Source organism: Streptomyces europaeiscabiei, assembly GCF_001550375.1.
In the GTDB taxonomy this organism is placed as follows: domain Bacteria; phylum Actinomycetota; class Actinomycetes; order Streptomycetales; family Streptomycetaceae; genus Streptomyces; species Streptomyces europaeiscabiei.
On the sequence record NZ_LRTR01000767.1, the window covers coordinates 20417 to 37980 of the forward strand.

General features: G+C 69.0%; 12 protein-coding genes and 2 pseudogenes. 11 read left to right on the forward strand and 3 right to left on the reverse strand.

The features are described from left to right. The first annotated feature begins 153 nt into the window (after positions 1 to 153). Positions 154 to 450 carry a hypothetical protein gene (locus tag AWZ10_RS37680; protein ID WP_060893257.1) on the forward strand — a complete coding sequence of 99 codons (297 nt, stop codon included), beginning with the start codon at positions 154 to 156 and terminating at the stop codon, positions 448 to 450. Here the strand turns inward: AWZ10_RS37680 and AWZ10_RS37685 are convergent. Continuing rightward, the gene (locus tag AWZ10_RS37685) at positions 378 to 1247 is read right to left on the reverse strand and encodes a helix-turn-helix domain-containing protein (protein ID WP_046703276.1); all 870 of its coding nucleotides are present in this window, start codon (positions 1245 to 1247) and stop codon (positions 378 to 380) included. The genes AWZ10_RS37680 and AWZ10_RS37685 overlap by 73 nt on opposite strands. A gap of 686 nt (positions 1248 to 1933) precedes the next feature. Here AWZ10_RS37685 and AWZ10_RS37690 point away from each other — a divergent pair. From AWZ10_RS37690 to AWZ10_RS37730, 10 genes and pseudogenes are all read left to right on the forward strand, one after another. Then, positions 1934 to 4216 (forward strand): ATP-binding protein, encoded by a 2283-nt coding sequence (locus AWZ10_RS37690; protein WP_244172683.1) that lies wholly within the window; start codon positions 1934 to 1936, stop codon positions 4214 to 4216. A gap of 398 nt (positions 4217 to 4614) precedes the next feature. Beyond that, positions 4615 to 6591, forward strand: coding sequence for a pectinesterase family protein (locus tag AWZ10_RS48910; protein ID WP_159058505.1), 1977 nt, complete (start codon positions 4615 to 4617; stop codon positions 6589 to 6591). A gap of 670 nt (positions 6592 to 7261) precedes the next feature. Beyond that, positions 7262 to 7663: pseudogene (locus AWZ10_RS55560) on the forward strand (helix-turn-helix domain-containing protein); the annotation flags it as partial. Between the two features lie 83 nt (positions 7664 to 7746). Beyond that, positions 7747 to 8826, forward strand: coding sequence for an nSTAND1 domain-containing NTPase (locus tag AWZ10_RS54420; RefSeq protein WP_244172684.1), 1080 nt, complete (start codon positions 7747 to 7749; stop codon positions 8824 to 8826). A 235-nt stretch (positions 8827 to 9061) separates the two neighbouring features. Next, a pseudogene (locus AWZ10_RS54425) lies at positions 9062 to 9190 on the forward strand (IS6 family transposase); the annotation flags it as partial. Between the two features lie 1157 nt (positions 9191 to 10347). Continuing rightward, on the forward strand, positions 10348 to 11496 hold the full coding sequence (locus tag AWZ10_RS37710) for an amidohydrolase family protein (protein WP_060893260.1): 1149 nt from the start codon (positions 10348 to 10350) through the stop codon (positions 11494 to 11496). A gap of 462 nt (positions 11497 to 11958) precedes the next feature. Then, positions 11959 to 12663, forward strand: coding sequence for a response regulator transcription factor (locus AWZ10_RS37715; protein ID WP_046703279.1), 705 nt, complete (start codon positions 11959 to 11961; stop codon positions 12661 to 12663). A gap of 22 nt (positions 12664 to 12685) precedes the next feature. Beyond that, positions 12686 to 13816: a sensor histidine kinase gene (locus tag AWZ10_RS37720; protein WP_244172685.1), complete on the forward strand. Its 1131-nt coding sequence runs from the start codon at positions 12686 to 12688 to the stop codon at positions 13814 to 13816. A gap of 507 nt (positions 13817 to 14323) precedes the next feature. After that, positions 14324 to 14689, forward strand: a complete 366-nt coding sequence (locus tag AWZ10_RS37725) for a hypothetical protein (protein ID WP_060893261.1) — start codon at positions 14324 to 14326, stop codon at positions 14687 to 14689. 149 nt (positions 14690 to 14838) lie between these two features. Continuing rightward, on the forward strand, positions 14839 to 15903 hold the full coding sequence (locus AWZ10_RS37730; RefSeq protein WP_060893262.1) for a quinone oxidoreductase family protein: 1065 nt from the start codon (positions 14839 to 14841) through the stop codon (positions 15901 to 15903). A gap of 548 nt (positions 15904 to 16451) precedes the next feature. Here the strand turns inward: AWZ10_RS37730 and AWZ10_RS37735 are convergent. Both AWZ10_RS37735 and AWZ10_RS55565 read right to left on the reverse strand, forming a co-directional pair. Further along, positions 16452 to 17093, reverse strand: coding sequence for an amidohydrolase family protein (locus tag AWZ10_RS37735; RefSeq protein ID WP_319052560.1), 642 nt, complete (start codon positions 17091 to 17093; stop codon positions 16452 to 16454). Next, the gene (locus AWZ10_RS55565) at positions 17027 to 17311 is read right to left on the reverse strand and encodes an amidohydrolase family protein (protein WP_319052561.1); all 285 of its coding nucleotides are present in this window, start codon (positions 17309 to 17311) and stop codon (positions 17027 to 17029) included. The genes AWZ10_RS37735 and AWZ10_RS55565 overlap by 67 nt, the downstream gene beginning before the upstream one ends. Positions 17312 to 17564: the final 253 nt, after the last annotated feature.

Below are 17564 nucleotides of genomic sequence, written 5' to 3' on the forward strand. Positions count from 1 at the left end.
ACTCCCTGGGGTAGCGGAACACGGTGATCGGCTCGAAGGCGACGCCTCGCCCGCCGGGCCGTCGAAGCCGCGCAGCGTCACCACCCGGCCGCTGTCGCGGACCGCCGAGGCATCGGGAAGGGTCTGGCGCCCGAGCGCCCACACACCACGAGGGTGAAGCAGCTGAGGACCACGCCGGCGATCGTCACGGCCGTCCAGCCGCCCGCCGTCCACAGCACCGGGGCGGCGGCCGAGAAGATCGCGCCCCCGAGCAAGTCGCTCGCGACGAAGGCCGTGTTGGGTCGGCAGCGCGCCTCGTTCGACACGGGCGAACATCCGTCGTTCGACACGGGCGAACATCCGCGACTGGTTGAACAGGTGGACGCCCCGGACAGTTGTCAGGCGACGGTGTCGGACGCGGTCCGCTTCTGGTCCGCCGCCCAGGAGGCCAACAGGCGCAACCCGTCGTAGGAAGGGGAACCGGGTTCAGCAGTCCACACGATGATGTTCTGGTGGGGGTCCGTGCCACACGTCAGCGTGTTCCAGTCGAGTGCCAGCTCGCCCACCACCGGGTGACGTAGCTTCATGACGCCCTTGCCCCGCATCGCGACGTCATGCGCGGTCCACCACTGCCGGAACTGTGCGTAACGGGCGGAGAGCTCCTCGACCAGAGCGGTGAGGCGCGGGTCGCAGGGGTAGTGCGCACTCTCCATGCGCACATGGGCGATGGCCAGCCGGGCGACCTCCTCCCAGTCCACATATCGCTCTCGCACCAAGGGTTCGGTGAACAACAGCCGGACGAACACGCGCTCCTGCTCCGGGTAGCGCCTGAAATCGGTCCACAGGGCGGCGGCGAGCTGGTTCCAGCCCAGGATGTCGGTGCGCCGACCGATGACGACAGCCGGCGAGGCGGTGAGATCGTCCAGGATGCGCTGCAGCTGCGTGTCCACCTGCTGGCGATCGCCCGACGTAGGCGGGCGCACTCTCTCTTTGGCCGCGAGGTCGAACAGGTAGGTGCGCTGGTCGTCGTTCAGGCGGAGCACCTCGGCGATCTCGTTCAGGAGGGGAGCCGATGCCTGGAGACGGCCCTGTTCGATTCGTGTGTAGTACTCGGTACTGATCGCGGTGAGAAGTGCCACTTCCTCACGGCGCAGACCGCTCACACGCCGCCGTTGCCCACCACGGAGCCCGACCTCGGAAGGACCGACCTCGGCACGGCGGGCCTTGAGGAACTCACCCAGCTCGTTCAGGTGGGGGCTGTGGTTCATGATCTCCAACCTCGCGCAGAAGCCCGGTGCTGTGAGGGGGGGGGCGAGATCCTCCTACTTCAGCTCGGCTGTCGCACGTAAATCGTACCGGTTCCGACGTGTATGGCTGTACGTATGGCTGTACGTAGAGGAGGACTCGGCGACCCAGCATGCGTACGGGGCCTCCGAGGTTCCTTCTGTGTGCAGCTGAGTCGTCAGCTCAGTGCCTTGAGCAGTTCCTGGGCCGGTGGAACCGCCGAGCCAGGGTTCTCGCCGGTGAGCAGTGTGCAGTCGACCTCGACGGCGCCGACACCCCAGGAAGACGTCTTCGGCGATCGCGGCCGTGTGGCCGTAGCCCGAATGAAAGGCATGGCGATAGTGGGGCGGCCAAAGAGGGCATGGTGATCACCTCCTGGGATGGCTGCGCTCGATGCGGATCAAGATTTGCATCGGATTAGCGCGCTTTGGGGGGTAGGAAAATGTCCCCTCCCTATCCTTCGCCGGGTAAGCGACTCTCCCCTTCGGGGAGTGACTAAAAGGCGCAACCGCGGGACTTGTTCTTTCTTGCCGGTTGCGTGTATGGGCACGGCAGCTGGGGTACGGCGGCAGGACCGCGCCCCCAACCGCCCGCAACGAAGCGTGCTGCCACCTCAGAAAGGCGTCCTTGATGTTCCAGGACGAGTGCGAGCCGTTGGAAGGCGAGAGACGTGACCGTCCAGACATCGAACGTGACCATCCAGATATCAGAGGTGGGGAATCTGCCTGCCGCCCTGACCACGTTCGTGGGCAGGCGCCGGGACCTCGCCGAAGTGCGCCGCAGTCTGGGGACCACGCGGCTGCTGACGCTCACCGGTATGGGCGGGGTGGGCAAGACGCGGCTGGCGCTGGAGGCGGTCGCGTCGGTGGCGGACTTCGTGGACGGGGTGTGGCTGGTGGATCTGGCGGCGGTGCGGGACCCGTCGCTGGTGGCGAACGCCACGGCGACCGCGCTGGGGGTGCCGGATCTGGGCACCAGGCCGGTCATCGACCAGCTCGCCGCCTTTCTGGCCCATCGCGCTCCGCTGATCGTGCTGGACAACTGCGAGCACCTCATCGACGCCTGCGCCGAGCTGGCACACGCGCTGTTGTCGGCCTCCCCCGGACTGCGCGTTCTGGCGACGAGCCGCCGGGCGCTGGGAATCTGCGGCGAGCACCTCTTCGCCGTCCCTCCGCTGGCGCCGGACGACGCGGCGGAACTGCTGCGGGACCGGGCCACCGCCGTGCGCCCGGAGTTCCGGATCACCGACGCCAACCGCGCCCAGGTCCTCCGGTTGTGCGAGGGCCTGGACGGGCTGCCGCTGGCCATCGAACTGGCCGCGTCCCGGCTGCGGATGCTGACCGTCGACGAGGCGCTGAACCGGCTGGAGGACCGCTTCGGGCTGCTCACGAGCGGCAGCCGGGTCGCCCGGCCGCACCAGCGGACGCTACGCGCGTTGATCGACTGGAGCCACGAGCTGTGCACCCCCACCGAGCGGCTGCTGTGGAGCCGGCTGTCGGTCTTCGCCGGCGACTTCGGCCTGGACGCGGCCGAGGCCGTCTGCGCGGGCGACGGCATCGGCCGGGACGAGGTACTCGATCTCCTCGACCAGCTGGTCGTCCAGTCGATCGTCGTGCCCACCGAGCACGAGGGCCTGCCGCGCTATCGGCTGCTGGGGACCATCCGCCAGTACGGGCGGGAGCGGCTCCCCGAGTCCGGCCAGGAGCAGCAGACGCTGCGACGGTACGACGCTTTCTACCTGGCCCTCGCCGAGCGCATCGCCGACGGCTGGTACGGCCCCGGCCAGCTGGAGAGCCTGGCGCGGCTGCGTGCCGAGCATGCCAATCTGCGCGCGGCGCTGGAGCGGGGCGGCGACCCGCAGGCCACCCTGGCGCTGGCCGCCGCGCTGCGCTTCCACTGGTGCGAGGGTGGATTCCTCGGTGAGGGACGCCGCTGGCTCGACCGGGCGCTCGCCGCCGCGCCCGAGCCCAGCCCGGCCCGGGCCAGGGCGCTGTGGGTCGCCGCCTTGGTGGCGGTGCTGCAGCGCGATCACGCTACGGCGTACCGGTGGCTGGACGAGGCCGGAGCGCTGGGCGAGCGCCTGGACGACCCGGTGGTGTGCGCCCACGTCCAGAACCTGCGTGGCATGTTGGCGTTGTTCAGCGGCCGGCTGGAGGAGGCCGTGTCCTTGTTGGAGGAAGCGGTGGCCGCCCATATGGGGACAGGCGAGAAAATCGGCGCGGTCTACACGCTGATTCTGATGGCTACCGCCCAGTCCCACCTGGGGGATCCACGAGCCACGGAGACCTGCAGGCAGGCGGTCGCCCTGGCCGAGGCGCATGACGAGCGGTTGGCCCGCGCGCATGCGCAGTGGACGCTCGGCTACGACGCCTGGAGGCGCGGCGACCTGGCGGAGGCCTCGGTCATGATCCGGGCCGCGCTGGAGAACGAGCAGGGCTTCAACGACTACGCCAGGGTCGCGCTGATGCTGGACGAGCTCGCCTGGGTCACCGCCGCGGGCGGTGACCACAAACAGGCGGGGCGGCTGCTGGGTGCCGCGCGTGCCCTGTGGCGGGACATCGACATCCCCATCGCCACGTTCGGCCCGCACATGGCCGAGCAGCACGCCCAGTGCGAGGAAGCCGTCACATGGGTGCTGGGCCCGGCAGCGTACGAGAAGGCCCTCGCGGAGGGCGGCAGCCACCGCGGCCCCGACGAGGCCATCGCCTACGCCCTGCGCACCGGGTCCGAGTCGACCGCCGCGGCCCCCGCCCCGAGTCCGCTTACCCTCCGGGAGCAGGACGTGGCCGCGCTGGTGGCCAAGGGCATGAGCAACCGGCAGATCGCGTCCGCGCTCGGACGCTCCCCTCGCACGGTCGACGGCCACGTCGAGAACATCCTGGCCAAGCTCGGCTTCGGCTCCCGTGCCCGGATCGCGTCCTGGTGGACAGCGAACCAGGCGTCCACCCCGTAGGACAACCCGTAGAAATACCCGGACCCGGGGCAGGGCCCGGGACCGTACAAATACCCATGGCCTCGGGGCGGACCCCTCGCCGAGTCTTTCGGCATGACGTACACCAAGGCGCGCCGTCCTGCGCCGCGGCCTTCCGGGCCGCGCCCAGGCGTGCGCTCCCATTCCCCGCCACCCCACGGCGGCGGTCGGCAACCGGATCTGTGACGGGAGAGCGCCGACCGATGTCAGTTGCTTCCGCCCCTGTCGCACACGGCACCTGGAAGCGACAGCCGGCCAGACCGGCCAGCAGTGCGTGAGTGCCCGGCGCCGGCCAGTCGGCATGAAGGTCACCGTCAAGATCGGGAGCTGCCGCGCACCGCGATCGAATCAATACGTCGCTCGTACAAAAAGGAGTTCCTGTGACGACCGAGACGCAGGGTGGACTTTCCCGAAGGTCATTTCTCGCCGCTCTGACGGCCGCGGGTGTAGTGGCCGGCGGCGGCCTGGGCCTGGTGGTTGCCGCCGCCCCCATGGCGAGCGCCGCGACCGGCGCGGACGCCACCTGGCGGATCACCGGTGAGCCCGAAGACGACAGGCTCGGCTACGCCAGAATGCTCCTGAACGTCACGACGGCAATCTCCGACCACCGGACCAGAGTATGGGACCAGGGTGCAGGCGGTGTCTCCACGGGGCACCCCGTCGACGTGACCCAGAGCAGCGGGACCACCTCGTACATCACCGTCGATGTGCACGCCATGGGGGGCAGGCCCGAGCTCGTCCGGCTGGTCCTGCGCCGGTCGGACGCCTACCTCATGGGCTGGTTCCAAGGCACCGAGGACGGCGCCGGAGTCGTGCAGCTCGGCAACTTCTTCCCGCTGGAGGCCGGCCTGACCAACGGCCAGGGCGGGATACCACAAGGCCGGCCAGCCGGGACCCTCAGCCAGAACGACGAGGGCAGCGTTACGAACACCCGGTACAACACGCTCGCCGGATACGACGCCCTGAGGGGACTGGGCGCCACCCGCGACCGCATGCGGATCAGTGCCTCCAGCCTCAACGACGCCGTGCTGAGGCTCCAGGCGGGTGACAGCGATGCCGTCGGTTACGCCAGGGTCGCGGCGCAGGCGATCCTTCAGATGATCGTGGGGGTACCCGAAGCCGCCCGGTTCCGGAGACAAAGGGAGGGGACCCTGGAGGCGTTTCGAACAGGGCAGGAGTACGAGGTCACCCCGGAACAGCAAGAGCAGCACAACAACTGGTCCCGGATGAGCGCCGCGTATCTGGACGCGTTCCTGAGGGGGATTCCCGTCCTCGCTCAGACATTGACGATCGGCGTGGCCGTCTACCGCCGTGCAAGCGAGCTCGCGCGGGAACTCAACCTGGCCCACCACTCAGGCAAGAACTCCTACAACCACCCGAGCAGCCACAGGGATGAATTTCTCGAGGGTGGCACACTGCTCGTCGCGGCCAAGGGCACCGGCGACCACTGGACCGTACAGGAAGCGATCGACGCCGCTCCGCAGAGCGGCGCGAACACCATCGTCATCGACAACGGCGTCTACCACGAGACCATCAGCGTCCCGAAGGACATAAGCGGGCTGACGATCGAGGGTGTCACCGGCAAGGCCGCGGATGTGGTCATCTACAACACCAGGTGCCACGGGATGATCAACTCTGCGACCGGCCTGAAGTACGGCACCCAGGGCAGCGCCGTGGCCACTTTCAGGCCGGCCAACCTGACCGTCAAAAATCTCAGGATCAGCAACACCTTCGACCGCAACGCGCACCCGGAGATCAACCCGTACGAGACCCAGGCCGTCGCGGTCGCCGCCATGGGCGACCGGCAGGTGTACAGCAACGTCGAGATCTGGAGCCATCAGGACACCCTGCTCGTCAAGGGCGAGACACCCACCACCCAGGCCCGGCAGTACTTCTACGACTGCAACATCCGGGGCGACGTGGACTTCGTCTTCGGTAACGCCACCGCGGTGATCGACCGGTCAGTCATGAACATACTCCAGTGGCCCGGCGGCACGGTGCTGGCACCGAACACCGACTACCGGAAGAAGTACGGGATCCTCATCACCGACAGCATCATCCAAGGCTCCGGGTCGGCAAGGACGATGTACCTCGGCCGGCCGTGGCACAACGCGCCGGAGGCGCACCCCCAGGCGGTGGTCCGTGACACCCTGGTGGGCTCGGCCGTGAATGACACCCATCCGTGGACCGACATGACCCCCGACTATCCTTGGTCATCGGCTCGGTTCTTCGAGTACCACAACTCCGGTCTCGGAGCCGGTGTCCAGAACGCGCCGAAGCTGACCGATGCCCAGGCCCTCGAATACACGGCCCGGAAGTACCTGGCCGGCACCGACGGATGGAACCCCGTCCGGTGACCGCAGTCGAGGTGACAGGCACACTGCCTACGGGCACCACACCCGCCCCCGCGGCGCGGTGAGACCACGGCGGGGCCGGGACAGCACGACTGTCCCGGCCCCGTCACTTCGTACACACCGTCGGCCCTGAGCTTTCACCGGTGTGAGTGTGCGGCGAGGACGGCGGCTGCGTGGTGTCGCGAAGGTGACGTTCACACGCGCTCCGTACGGCGAAGCTCCGCGAAGCGCCACGTCTCCACGGCGGCCAGAGCGGCGAGGCGCACGATGACGTCGGCCGGGCGCGACCAGGGGCGGCAGCTCGGCAGCCGCAGGCACCCAGGCAGCCACCAGAACCAGGGCCGCCAAACCGTGTGGACCCCGGTCGCGCACCGCGAGCCACCCGAACCACTCCGCCGGTTATACGACACGCGCGTTCCCAGCCAAGGGGCAGGCGCGGTCAGGGGAAGGTTTCTTCCCCCTCACAACTTTTCCGTCCGATGCGAGGGTGACGTCCGTTCCGGCGGCGGCTCGTGCTGCGGCGGTGCTCCGCCGGGGGGATCCGCGCCAAAGGGGAGGAAGTATGGCGGGCCGTCCTGAGAAGCGACTGGAACCGGACGACGGGCCGGTGCAGCGGCTCGCATACGAACTGCGGCTGCTGCGCGAGCAGGCCGGTAGTCCCACCTATCGGACCATGGCCCAGCGGGTGCGCTTCTCGGTGACGACTCTGGCGCAGGCCGCTTCGGGCGAACGGATGCCGTCCCTTCAGGTACTTCGGGCGTACGTGCAGGCGTGCGGCGCGGACCTGGATGAGTGGCAGGTGCGGTGGAAGCAGGCGGTCGAGGAGTCGGCAGCGACGCTCGACACCGGCGGTATGCCGCCGCCCTACCGGGGGCCGGCCCTGTATGAACCGGAGGACCGCGCTTTCTTCTTCGGTCGGGACAGCCTGGTGGCGGAGTTGGTGGCGCTGGTGACCGAACGGCGGTTCGCGATTCTGTCCGGTGCCTCAGGGAGCGGGAAGTCCTCCCTGCTGCGGGCGGGACTGGTCCCGGCGCTGCAGGAGACGGCGGGACGACTTCGGCCTTCCGCCCTGGTCCGGCTGCTCACGCCGGGGGAGGGTCCTGCGGCCGCCTACGACCGCCTGTTGAACCGTGCCCCGACGAGCCTGAAATCTGGGTGGTGGTCGACCAGTTCGAGGAGGTCTTCGCGCTCTGTCGGAACCGGGCCGAGCGAAACCGCTTCATCGACCTGCTGCTGGCCGCCCGAGAGCCGGACAGCCGGGTACGGGTGGTGCTCGCCGTACGGGCTGACTATCGCGGTCGCTGCGCCGAGCACCCTGGTCTCGCGCAGGCACTGCGGGATTCCAGTCTGCGGATCGGCCCGATGAGCCCTGCGGAACTGCGGGAGGCCGTCACCGGGCCGGCTGCCGCCGAAGGGCTGCTGGTGGAACGGGAGTTGACCAACAGGCTGGCCTGCATCGCCGCGGGCCTGAGTCTGGCCTCGGTGCTGACGTTCGTCTCGTCGGCCAGCGCCGTCACCGACATCATGAGAGCCGAGTCGTTCGACGCCAACAGGGTGATGCTGACCCTGTGCAATGGCCCGACCTGGGACACATACTGGCTGATCAACGTCCAGACCGGTGAGCTCAAGAGACGAAGCTACGACCAGTGGAAGTTCGACCACGTCTACTCCACGCTGCGCCATCCTTGGGAAATGGTCCGCGGCTACTGTTCCTACCCCGAGTCGGCCAGTTGGACCTGGACCGGCGCCGAGCAGCAGACCAGCGACTCACTGGTGAATTGCAGCTACAGAAGTACGCTTTCCCAGAACATCCAGGCGAACGGGACCACGACCAGCACCACGACCAACAGCGTCAGTGTCGAGCTCGGCATAGACTGGACCATTCTCGAAAAGGTGCTCTCCGTCTCGGCGGGCGGCTCCTACTCCCGCAGCTGGTCGTACGCGAAAGCGTCCGGCTGGTCGGTCACCACCGGCATCACCATTCCTGCGCGGAGGAAGGGGTGGCTGGCGAAGCGTCCGGTGATGCGTACGGTCCGCAGCAACCCGGTCTTCCACGTGAAGGATTACCAGTGGGGCAAGACCAGGGTGAACTCCTGGCGCGGCCGCGGGTACAACGAGATCGTCTCCTACGGCGCCTACTACGACGCGGTCGGCAATGTGCTCGATTCCAACGGCCAGCCGTCGGGCCAGATCGTCGCCCGCGACCAAGGCGTGAACAGCCGCGCCGACTGCGGCTGAGGCAGCCGTGGCGACCCAACCGTGCGGCGGCGCCCGCCCGCGCTGACAAAGGTCGCGACCCCTTCCCCCGTCAATTCGGGTAGAGGCGGCCGTGATGCCGGGTCGACATGATCCTGACCCATTGGGGGCGTCGGTGCTCGGGTCCGACGCCCCCGACATCGCTGTCCGTCCTCGGCCTGATGAGCCGGCGGTCTAGTCGTACTGCCGGGGCGGGGGCGGGAGGGGCCGGCGGCTCGCGGCCAGGCGATTCTTCCGTCGTCCGGTGAAGAGGACCCGCACGGTGCCGCGGGCGGTCGTCACAGACAAGCTCCGCTCCTACGGCGCCGCTCACTGGGACCGCTCGTGCAAGGGGCTGCATAACCGGGATGGGCAACGAACCCGGGGTTCTACCTGAAGTCCCACACCAGCGCCGCCTCGCTCCCGGCCACCGGCCAGGGCTCCACCGCCGTCTCGGCCACCCTGCCGTCCAACATCCAGGTCACGCCGTATCTGAAGGTCGACGCCCCGGCCGAAGCCGTGATCGGTGTCCAGACCGACCACTACGACGACGGCCGGGGCCTGGTGGGCATCGACCAGGCCACCGTCTTCAACGTCCGCGCCACCTACGTCTGCGCCGGCGGCGTCCAGGAGTTCGAGGCGCTGGGCCGGATGAGCGGCACCGCCGTGCGGTACACCATCCCGGCAGGCGTGACCCACCCCTGGCATAGAGGTCGTCGAACCGGGCCGCGCAGTCCTCCAACAGCCCCGGCGCGGGCGGACACGGGCGGCGGCCGGTCATGGCGGACGCACCCAAGAGCTGACCAGGGTAGCGGCTGGGGGAGGCCCCTGATCTGCACGAAGCCGGAGACCGCTGCAGGAAGTGGGCGCCGGTCCGGCGATTCGCTTCACGGAAGCTTCATGCGCCCAGTGGTACGTGCCTTATGAGGCGCCTGTTGTCTGACGGTCATGCACGCACTCCTCGTCCCACCGGTGGGCACTGCTGAGCACACTGCCGTGGGGCACCTGACTACGGCGATTCACACAGCGCTGTCCGGTTCCGTCGTGCTCGGCGCGTTCCCTCGCCCTGAGTCGGCCCGGCATGTGGACCCCGTCGGGCAGGCGATCGGCGATCACGCGCTGCATGAACGAACCGGCGGTCAGATCACGACCTGTGCAGTGGCAGTGGCGGCGGGGCCGGCGCTGGTGCCAGCGGGTCCGCTCCGTAGCCGACCACCGGTTGGCGCGGCTGCATCGGCGCCATGGGGTTCCCGCGGATGAGTGCCGAATCGACCTGCTGGCGGTGACCGGCCCAGCCGAGGAGCGACTTACCTGCTGGCACTCTCCGCTCGGCCTGGACCGCACACACGTCCGTGGAGGCAGCCGTCGCCATCGTGGCGGGGACCATCGCCGTCCTGTACAGGCCCTGCCCTGCCCTGCCCGGCCTGGCGACGGGGCCGTGACACACGCACATACGACCTGACTCTCACCCAGAAGGAAGAGGAGAACTTGATGAACCTGCGACGGAACATCTCACGTCGAAGGATGATCGAAGGCGCATCGGCCGCGGCGCTTGTCACGGCGGCGGCCACGGTGCCGAGCGCCATGGCCAGTCCGGCGGCGGCAAAGTCCGGCTCGGGGCTGCCCAAGGGCAACTGGCGCATCGATACCCACGCGCACTACAGCCCCGACGTGTACAACGACTACCTGCAGCGCTACGGCCTCCTCGGCGCCATCACCGGGGCGTACGGTCCCTGGTCGGTCGATCGGCACGTTGCCTTCATGGACCAGTACCGGATCCAGGCCAGCGTCCTGTCGTTCGGCGACCTTCAGGTCACCGTCGGCCCGGTCGACGACCGGCGCGCCACCGCCCGCGCGGTCAACGACTACGCCCACAACCTCGTGCAGACCCGTGGTGACCGGTTCGGGATCTTCGCGGTCACTCCGATGCCCGACATCGACGGCGCGGTCGCCGAGGTGGACCGCGCGCTCGGCGAACTGGATCTCGACGGCATCTGCCTGCTCACCAACTACAAGGGCACCTACCTCGGGGATCCTTCGTTCGCACCTCTGTACGAGATCCTCAATGACCGCCATGCCTACGTCTATGTCCACCCGACGGGCCCGGAGGCGAACCCGGCTCCGAAGCTCTGTTTCGGCCCGGACATCCCGGCCGGGAACAACGTCTTCGAGTACACGTTCGATGCGACCCGCGCGATGACCAGCCTTATCTACAACGGTGTCCTGCGGGACTACCCGAACATCCGCTGGCACTTCACGCACTCCGGCGGGGCACTGCCGTTCCTGGCCTACCGGCTCGCGACACGGCACTCGGCCTTCCCTCCGTTCAACGAGGTGCTGCCCGAAGGCCCCCTCACGTACATGAAGCGGCTGTTCTTCGACAACGCACAGGCGTTCACCGCCGCGCAGTTGCAGCCGCTGTCGTCCCTCGTGCCCGCCGACCACATCATGTTCGGCAGTGACTGGCCGGCGACCCGCCACCTCTACGCGGCCGACAACGTCGAGACGATGCCCTTCCTCAAGGGCAGCCTGCCGATTCTCAAGACGGGCGACCCCGAACCGACCGTCGACGAGATCTACAGCCGGCGCGAGCGGATCGCCCTCGAGCGGGACAACGCCCTCGACCAGTTCCCGAAACTGAAGGCGCGTATACGCCGCGCCGGCTCGCGCTGAGCCGCGACCGCACGCCAAGCCCGCCGCCCGCTGCCCCGCCGACGGGGCGCGGGCGGCGCTCCGTGTAGAGGTCAGCAACCGCCGACGGGAGAGGCCATCGAAGGAAATCGACGGCGTCTGGCCGGGCGAACGTGGCCTGCCGGCCGGCCGGGCGGGATCTGGCACGCGTGATCCGCCGTGCCCGGGTGGTCACCGCGCCCCCCCAGGGCGGTACGGCTCCTGCACACAACGGTCTGGCCCGCGGCCATGACCTGCCCGGCGTCCCGGCGTCCCGGCGTCCCGGCGTCCCGCCGACCTGGCGACCCGGCGCCTGATAGGCGAGGCTGGCCCACAGATCGTCGCCGGCCACGACATGCACCGTACGCTGGCCGCGTTCGAGGCCCTCTGCCTCGCCGCCGGTCACCCCGTGGCATGACGGCCCTCCGCCTCCCTCTTGCCGTCCGGCGATGGAAAGCGAGCACGATGAGTACGCAGCGCGTTCTGGTCGTCGATGACGAGCCCAAGATCCGTATGACCGTGCGTGGCTACCTGGAGGCGGACGGGTTCCACGTCGTCGAAGCCGCGGACGGACCGTCCGCCCTGCGGGCGGTCACCCGTGACCGGCCGGACCTCGTGGTGCTCGATGTGATGCTCCCGGGGTTGGACGGATTCCAGGTCCTGCGCCGCATCCGTGAGGCGAGTCAGATCCCGGTGATCATGCTCACCGCCCGCGATGAGGAGGTCGACCGGCTGATCGGCTTCACCACCGGCAGCGACGACTACGTCACGAAGCCGTTCAGTCCCCGCGAACTGGCTTTACGGGTGCGCGCCATCCTGCGGCGCACCGACACCCGCTCCGAGGCGGCCGACGAGGACGGCGTCCTGCGCTTCGACGGACTGACAGTCGATCATGTGACGCGGACCGTGCTGGTCGATGTCGACCGGACGGTGGAGCTGTCCGCTCTCGACTTCGATCTGCTGTTCGCGATGGCCCGGGCTCCTGGGCGGGTCTTCACCCGGCGCGGCCTGCTGGCCCAGGTGTGGGGCGAGGACTTCTTCGGTGATGAGCGCGTCGTGGACGTGCACATCCGCACTCTGCGGCGTGCGCTGGGCGACGACGCGGGCGCACCCCGGTTCGTAGGCACCGTCCGCACCATCGGCTACCGGTTCGTCGGGCGTCCCGCCTAGCGGCCAGGAAGGACACCCACCCATGTCGCCCGCCCGCTTCCCGGCCTACCAGAGGTGTCGTGCGCGGCTGCGCCACATTCAGGAGCGTCTGTCGTTCCGTAACCGGCTGGTGCTCTCGCACGTCATGGTGCTCCTCCTGGCACTGCTGGCCATGGCGGCGATCAGCGCACTGATCGAGGTCTGGCTCGGCTTTGCCGACATCGAAGGTGACGTGGTCCTGCAGGTCGGCCTCTTGTTCGGATTGGCCGCGGCCTTCCCGGCGTCCGTCGCCCTGTCCCGGTTTCTGCTGCGGCCGCTCGACAGGGTGCGCGCCGCCACGCGCCGGCTCGCCGAGGGACACTACGACGATATCCTCGAACTCCCCAGCGAGCCGGGCCTGGCAGCCTTAGTCGAAGACGTCAACACGCTGGCGGCAGCCCTCGCCGACACCGAACGCCGCCGCGCCCGGCTGATCTCCGAGGTCGCCCACGAGATGCGGACCCCCATCACCCTGCTACGCGCCCAGATCGAGGGCGTGGCCGACGGAATCTTCGTCCCCGACGAGGCCATGTTCGCTTCCCTCGCCGACGACCTGGACCGGCTGCAGCGCCTGGCGGGCGACCTCTCCAGCCTGTCCCGGTCGGAAGAGGGCGCCTTCGTTCTTCACGGCAAGCTCATCGACGTGGCCATGGTGGCTCGGACCACAGCCGAGCGACTGCGCCCCCAGTACGACGACCTGACCGTAACCCTTGTCGTGGACGCGAGCACACCCGTCGACGCTTGCTGTGACCCTGACCGAATCACCCAGGTCCTGGTGAACCTGCTCGGCAACGCACTGGCCGCATCCGATCGGCACGGGCACGTGGCGCTGTCCGTGCACGCTGAACCGTCTCCCGTGCCCCAGGTGATCGTCCGTATCGTGGATGACGGCATCGGCATCGCCGAACACAACCTGGAGCGCATCTTCCACCGCTTCGAACGCCTTGAGCGTCCCGGCCGCCCCGCTGCCGCCGGCGGCAGCGGCATCGGCCTGGCCATCGCCCGGGGCATCGCCCGAGCCCATGGCGGAGACATCACCGCGGAATCCGCTGGCCTCGGCAAGGGGGCGACGTTCACCCTGCACCTACCGCAGGAACTCCCCCCAGGGGGCGGCATGCCACCGGCCTCCCGCTGACTCCACTGACCCATCGGCCCTCGATCCCGGGGCGAAGGTGATGAGCAGGTCGCGGTCGTGAAGGACGTCGAGGAAGTGCGCTCAGTCCGCGGCGCCGTGTTCGGACACGGTGAGAGCGCGTGCGGCGGCCGCGGCGCGTGACACGGTCAGCGTCCCGGTGATCGCTCGGTCCGCAGGCATTCTCGGTGCACGGGCGGCAGGACCCACAGCGGGTGAGCGGGCGTCGGACGTCCCTCGGGCAGGGAGGTGCCCTGAGCTTGTACGAGGACCAGCGGAGCGCGGGGCTCGGTGTGAGGCCGCCGCCGGCCAGGCCTGGCACCCGCATGTCGGTGCGCGCCGGCCCGCCGGCCCTGCCGACTCCCTCCCGCGTTACGCATCAGCGGCAAGAGCCCGCCGCTTCATGGAAGCTTCATACGCCGAGTGGTAGGTGCTTTGTCAGAGGGCTGTTGCCTGGCGGTCATGCAGGCTCTCCTCGTCCCGCCATCGACCGGCGTTGATCACCATGCTGTGAGGCACCTGACTACGGCGGTTCACGCCGTCCTGTCCGGAGCCGTCGTGCTCGGCGCGCTCCTTCATGTGGGTTGGGCGGAGCACGTGGATCCCGTGGGGCAGACGCTGAGCGAGCACACGCTGCGTGAAGCAACCGCCGACCTGTTCAAGGCCTCTGTGGCGGCAGCGGCGACGGGGTCGCTCGCGGGGCTGCTCCGCATCCGACGGTCGGCCGCTGGTGCGGCCGCCCCGGCTGCGTCGAGCGTCGGGTACGCCGGACTCGTGCTCAGTCGGGACCTGCTCGCGAACCCGACCCTGTCGTCCGACCCGGACACGGCGGAGCGGATCTTCGACCTGATGCGAACCCGCCCCGAGATCAAGTGACCGATCGTCAGACCGATCAGTTTTCTGCTCCATCCCTGGCAAGCCGCCTGGTCGAAGTCCGCTCGCACTCGGTCTCGCCGGGCGGGTGAGGTGCAGGCGGCTGTATATAGCCCCCGATGAACCGCGTAACGATCTGAAGGAACGTGAAAGTGGAACAGACCATGATGGCGGTCCGCCTGTTCGAACATGGCGGGCCCGAGGTGCTCAAGTACGTCGAGGCACCGATTCCCGAGGTCGGCCCCGACGACGTCTTGATGCGCGTGCACGCCACGGCCGTCAACAGCTGGGATCTCCGGTACCGGGCGGGCAACCTGCCGCAGCCTCTGCCGGGACGGCCCGAGTGGCCTCTGCCGTTCCAGCTCGGCCGGGACGCGGCCGGTGAAATCGTCGCCACCGGCGAGAACGTCACCAGGTGGCGCACCGGTGACAGGGCGGTGCAGCTTCCGCACCCGCCGTGCCGCAACTGCGCCCTGTGCGTGCGCGGCCTGGAAAACCTGTGTATCGACACCGCCTACCCCGGGCACCAGGTCTTCGGCGGATACGCCCAGTACGTCGTGCGTCGCCAGGACGCGATCCTGCCCATCCCCGAAGGCGTCGACTTCGAGACCGCCGCAGCCACCATGTGGACCTACACCACCCCGCTCAACTGTGCGCGCCAGGCACCTGTCGGTCCCGGTGACACGGTGGTCATCACCGGCGCCAGCGGCGGGATGGCCATCGCCTGCGCACAACTGGCGAAGCTGAGCGGAGCCACCGTCATCGGCACCACCACCAAGCCGGACCACGACGAAGCGCTCAGGAAGCTCGGCTACGACCACATCGTGCGCTCCACCGCTCCCCGACTGCCCGCACAGGTCAGGGAACTGACCCATGGTCTGGGCGCGGACGCCGTCTGGGACTGTGTCGGCGGCAACGACTTCTTCCAGCTCTCCCTTGCCTGCATACGGCTCGGCGGTACGGTCATCGTCCTGGGCACACCGACCGACCAGGGATCCAGGCTCGAACTGGACGCACTCGCCCTCATCGGCGGACAGGTGAAGATCGCCAGCGTGCGCGGCGCGACCCTGCGCGACCAGCAACTGTGCCTGGAACTGCTGGCAGACGGAAAGATCCAGCCGATCATCGACCGGGCCTACCCCCTCGCAGAGGCGGCTGAGGCCCACGCGTACCTGGAAAGCCATCGGCAGACCGGCAAAGTGCTCCTCCTGCCGTGACCCCGGGGCGATCGCTGACGCCCGCGGAAGGCACGGTCAGGCGCGTCATCGAGACGATGCGTCAGGAAGCACGCCGTCGGCCCGCCGGTCAGATCCACGTCGTCGGTTCCGCCTCCGGCCCGCTCATCGAGGGCGAATAGCGCGAACTGGGCTTCTATGGACGCCTGTTCACCGTCACCGTCACCGTCACCGTCATCGATGACGGTGACGGTGAAGGCAAGGAGGTCGGCGGAGGTCTGTGCACCCCCGCCACCGCCGGTGGCGCGCAGGCCTGCGCCGAGTCGCAAGCGAATGAAGTGGACAACAACCAGGCGACTACTGAAGTGGGCCAGCCGGCCCTGTGCCCAGCTGCTGACGGTGCAACAGCCACCGACACGATCCGAGGACCTGCCCGGACCAGTAGCGATGCGATCAGCTGAGCGCTTCGGCGGGGGCGGACGCCGCCGCATGGCCGGGTCGCCGCGGCTGCCTCAGCCCGAACCGCGACTCGCCGGGTGGACCGCCGAACCCTGCAGCCGGATCCACTCGGCGGCGGCTTGCTTTCACCGTCATTTCCGCGGAAACAGACGCTGGGCGTTGGCCGTCGTCAGGGATCGCCACGTGGTTCCCTCCAAGGGTGACTCGGCCGTGTCGATCGCCGCGATGTGGGCGTCGGCCAGTGGGGGAGGCGTCCAGCAGTAGTCGCTGCCGACCAGTACGCGGTCCGGATCGACGAGCTTCAGCAGCGCGGGAACCTGGCGGGGGAAGGCGGTACCCGCCATGTCGTAGTAGAGGCCCCGCAGCTGCTGCACCGCATCGGGGGCGGGCGGTTCCTGGGCGGGCAGGAACCGCCCCATGAACTCGTCGATGCGGTCGGCCAGGACGGGAATCGCACCCCCGCAGTGCGGGACGATCACCCGCAGGTTCGGATGACGGGTCAGGACGCCGGCCATGACCAGGTCGGTGACGGTGCGGGCCGTGTCGAAGACGTACTCGACCATCGGGCGTGGTCTGCCGAGTGCCGATTGTTCCCAGCACACCGGTGAGGTGGGGTGCAGGAAGACCACGGCCCGCCGGCGGTCGAGTTCCGCGAAGACCGGGTCCAGACGCAGGTCGCCCAGGTACACACCGTGCGTGTGGGTCATCAACGCCACGCCGTCGGCGTCGAGTTCGGTGAAGGCGTAGGCGATCTCCTCCAGTGAGCGGTCCACGTCGGCAGCGGAAGCGATACGAAATTGCCGAAGCGGCCCGGGTGGTCCCGGGTCGGTTCGGCGGTGTACTCGTTGACGCGCCGGGCCAGGAGGCGGGCCGCCTTGTCGTCGCCGAAGTGGACGCCGGGGGAGGACATGGACAGCATCGCGGTGTCGATGCCGTGGTGGTCCATCAGGTCGAGGTGCGCTTGGACGGACCACGACGGCCAGCCGCCCATGCCGTCCGGGTGGGTGTGGCCCGCCGCGGTCGCCTGCTCGACGTGAAGTCGGGAAGGAGATGGGCGTGGACGTCGATGAGGCCGGAGGACATGACGGAGGGGGTCCTTTCGCGTCGGGCGAGGGCGAGGGCGGGCGCGGCTCACTCCACCGGTTCGCGTCCGGCCAGCCGGGCCTCTTCGTTGTCGAGGGCTGCCTGGAGGCGGCGCAGCACGGTGTCGTCGATGTGCCGTTCGTCGCGCAGGCGGACGACGG

Coding starts and splice junctions, on each gene's coding strand:
- AWZ10_RS37685 (WP_046703276.1), bottom strand. CDS start 1,247: ATGAACCACAGCCCCCACCTGAACGAGCTGGGTGAGTTCCTCAAGGCC.
- AWZ10_RS37710 (WP_060893260.1), top strand. CDS start 10,348: ATGATCGAAGGCGCATCGGCCGCGGCGCTTGTCACGGCGGCGGCCACG.
- AWZ10_RS37715 (WP_046703279.1), top strand. CDS start 11,959: ATGAGTACGCAGCGCGTTCTGGTCGTCGATGACGAGCCCAAGATCCGT.
- AWZ10_RS37720 (WP_244172685.1), top strand. CDS start 12,686: ATGTCGCCCGCCCGCTTCCCGGCCTACCAGAGGTGTCGTGCGCGGCTG.
- AWZ10_RS55565 (WP_319052561.1), bottom strand. CDS start 17,311: ATGGGCGGCTGGCCGTCGTGGTCCGTCCAAGCGCACCTCGACCTGATG.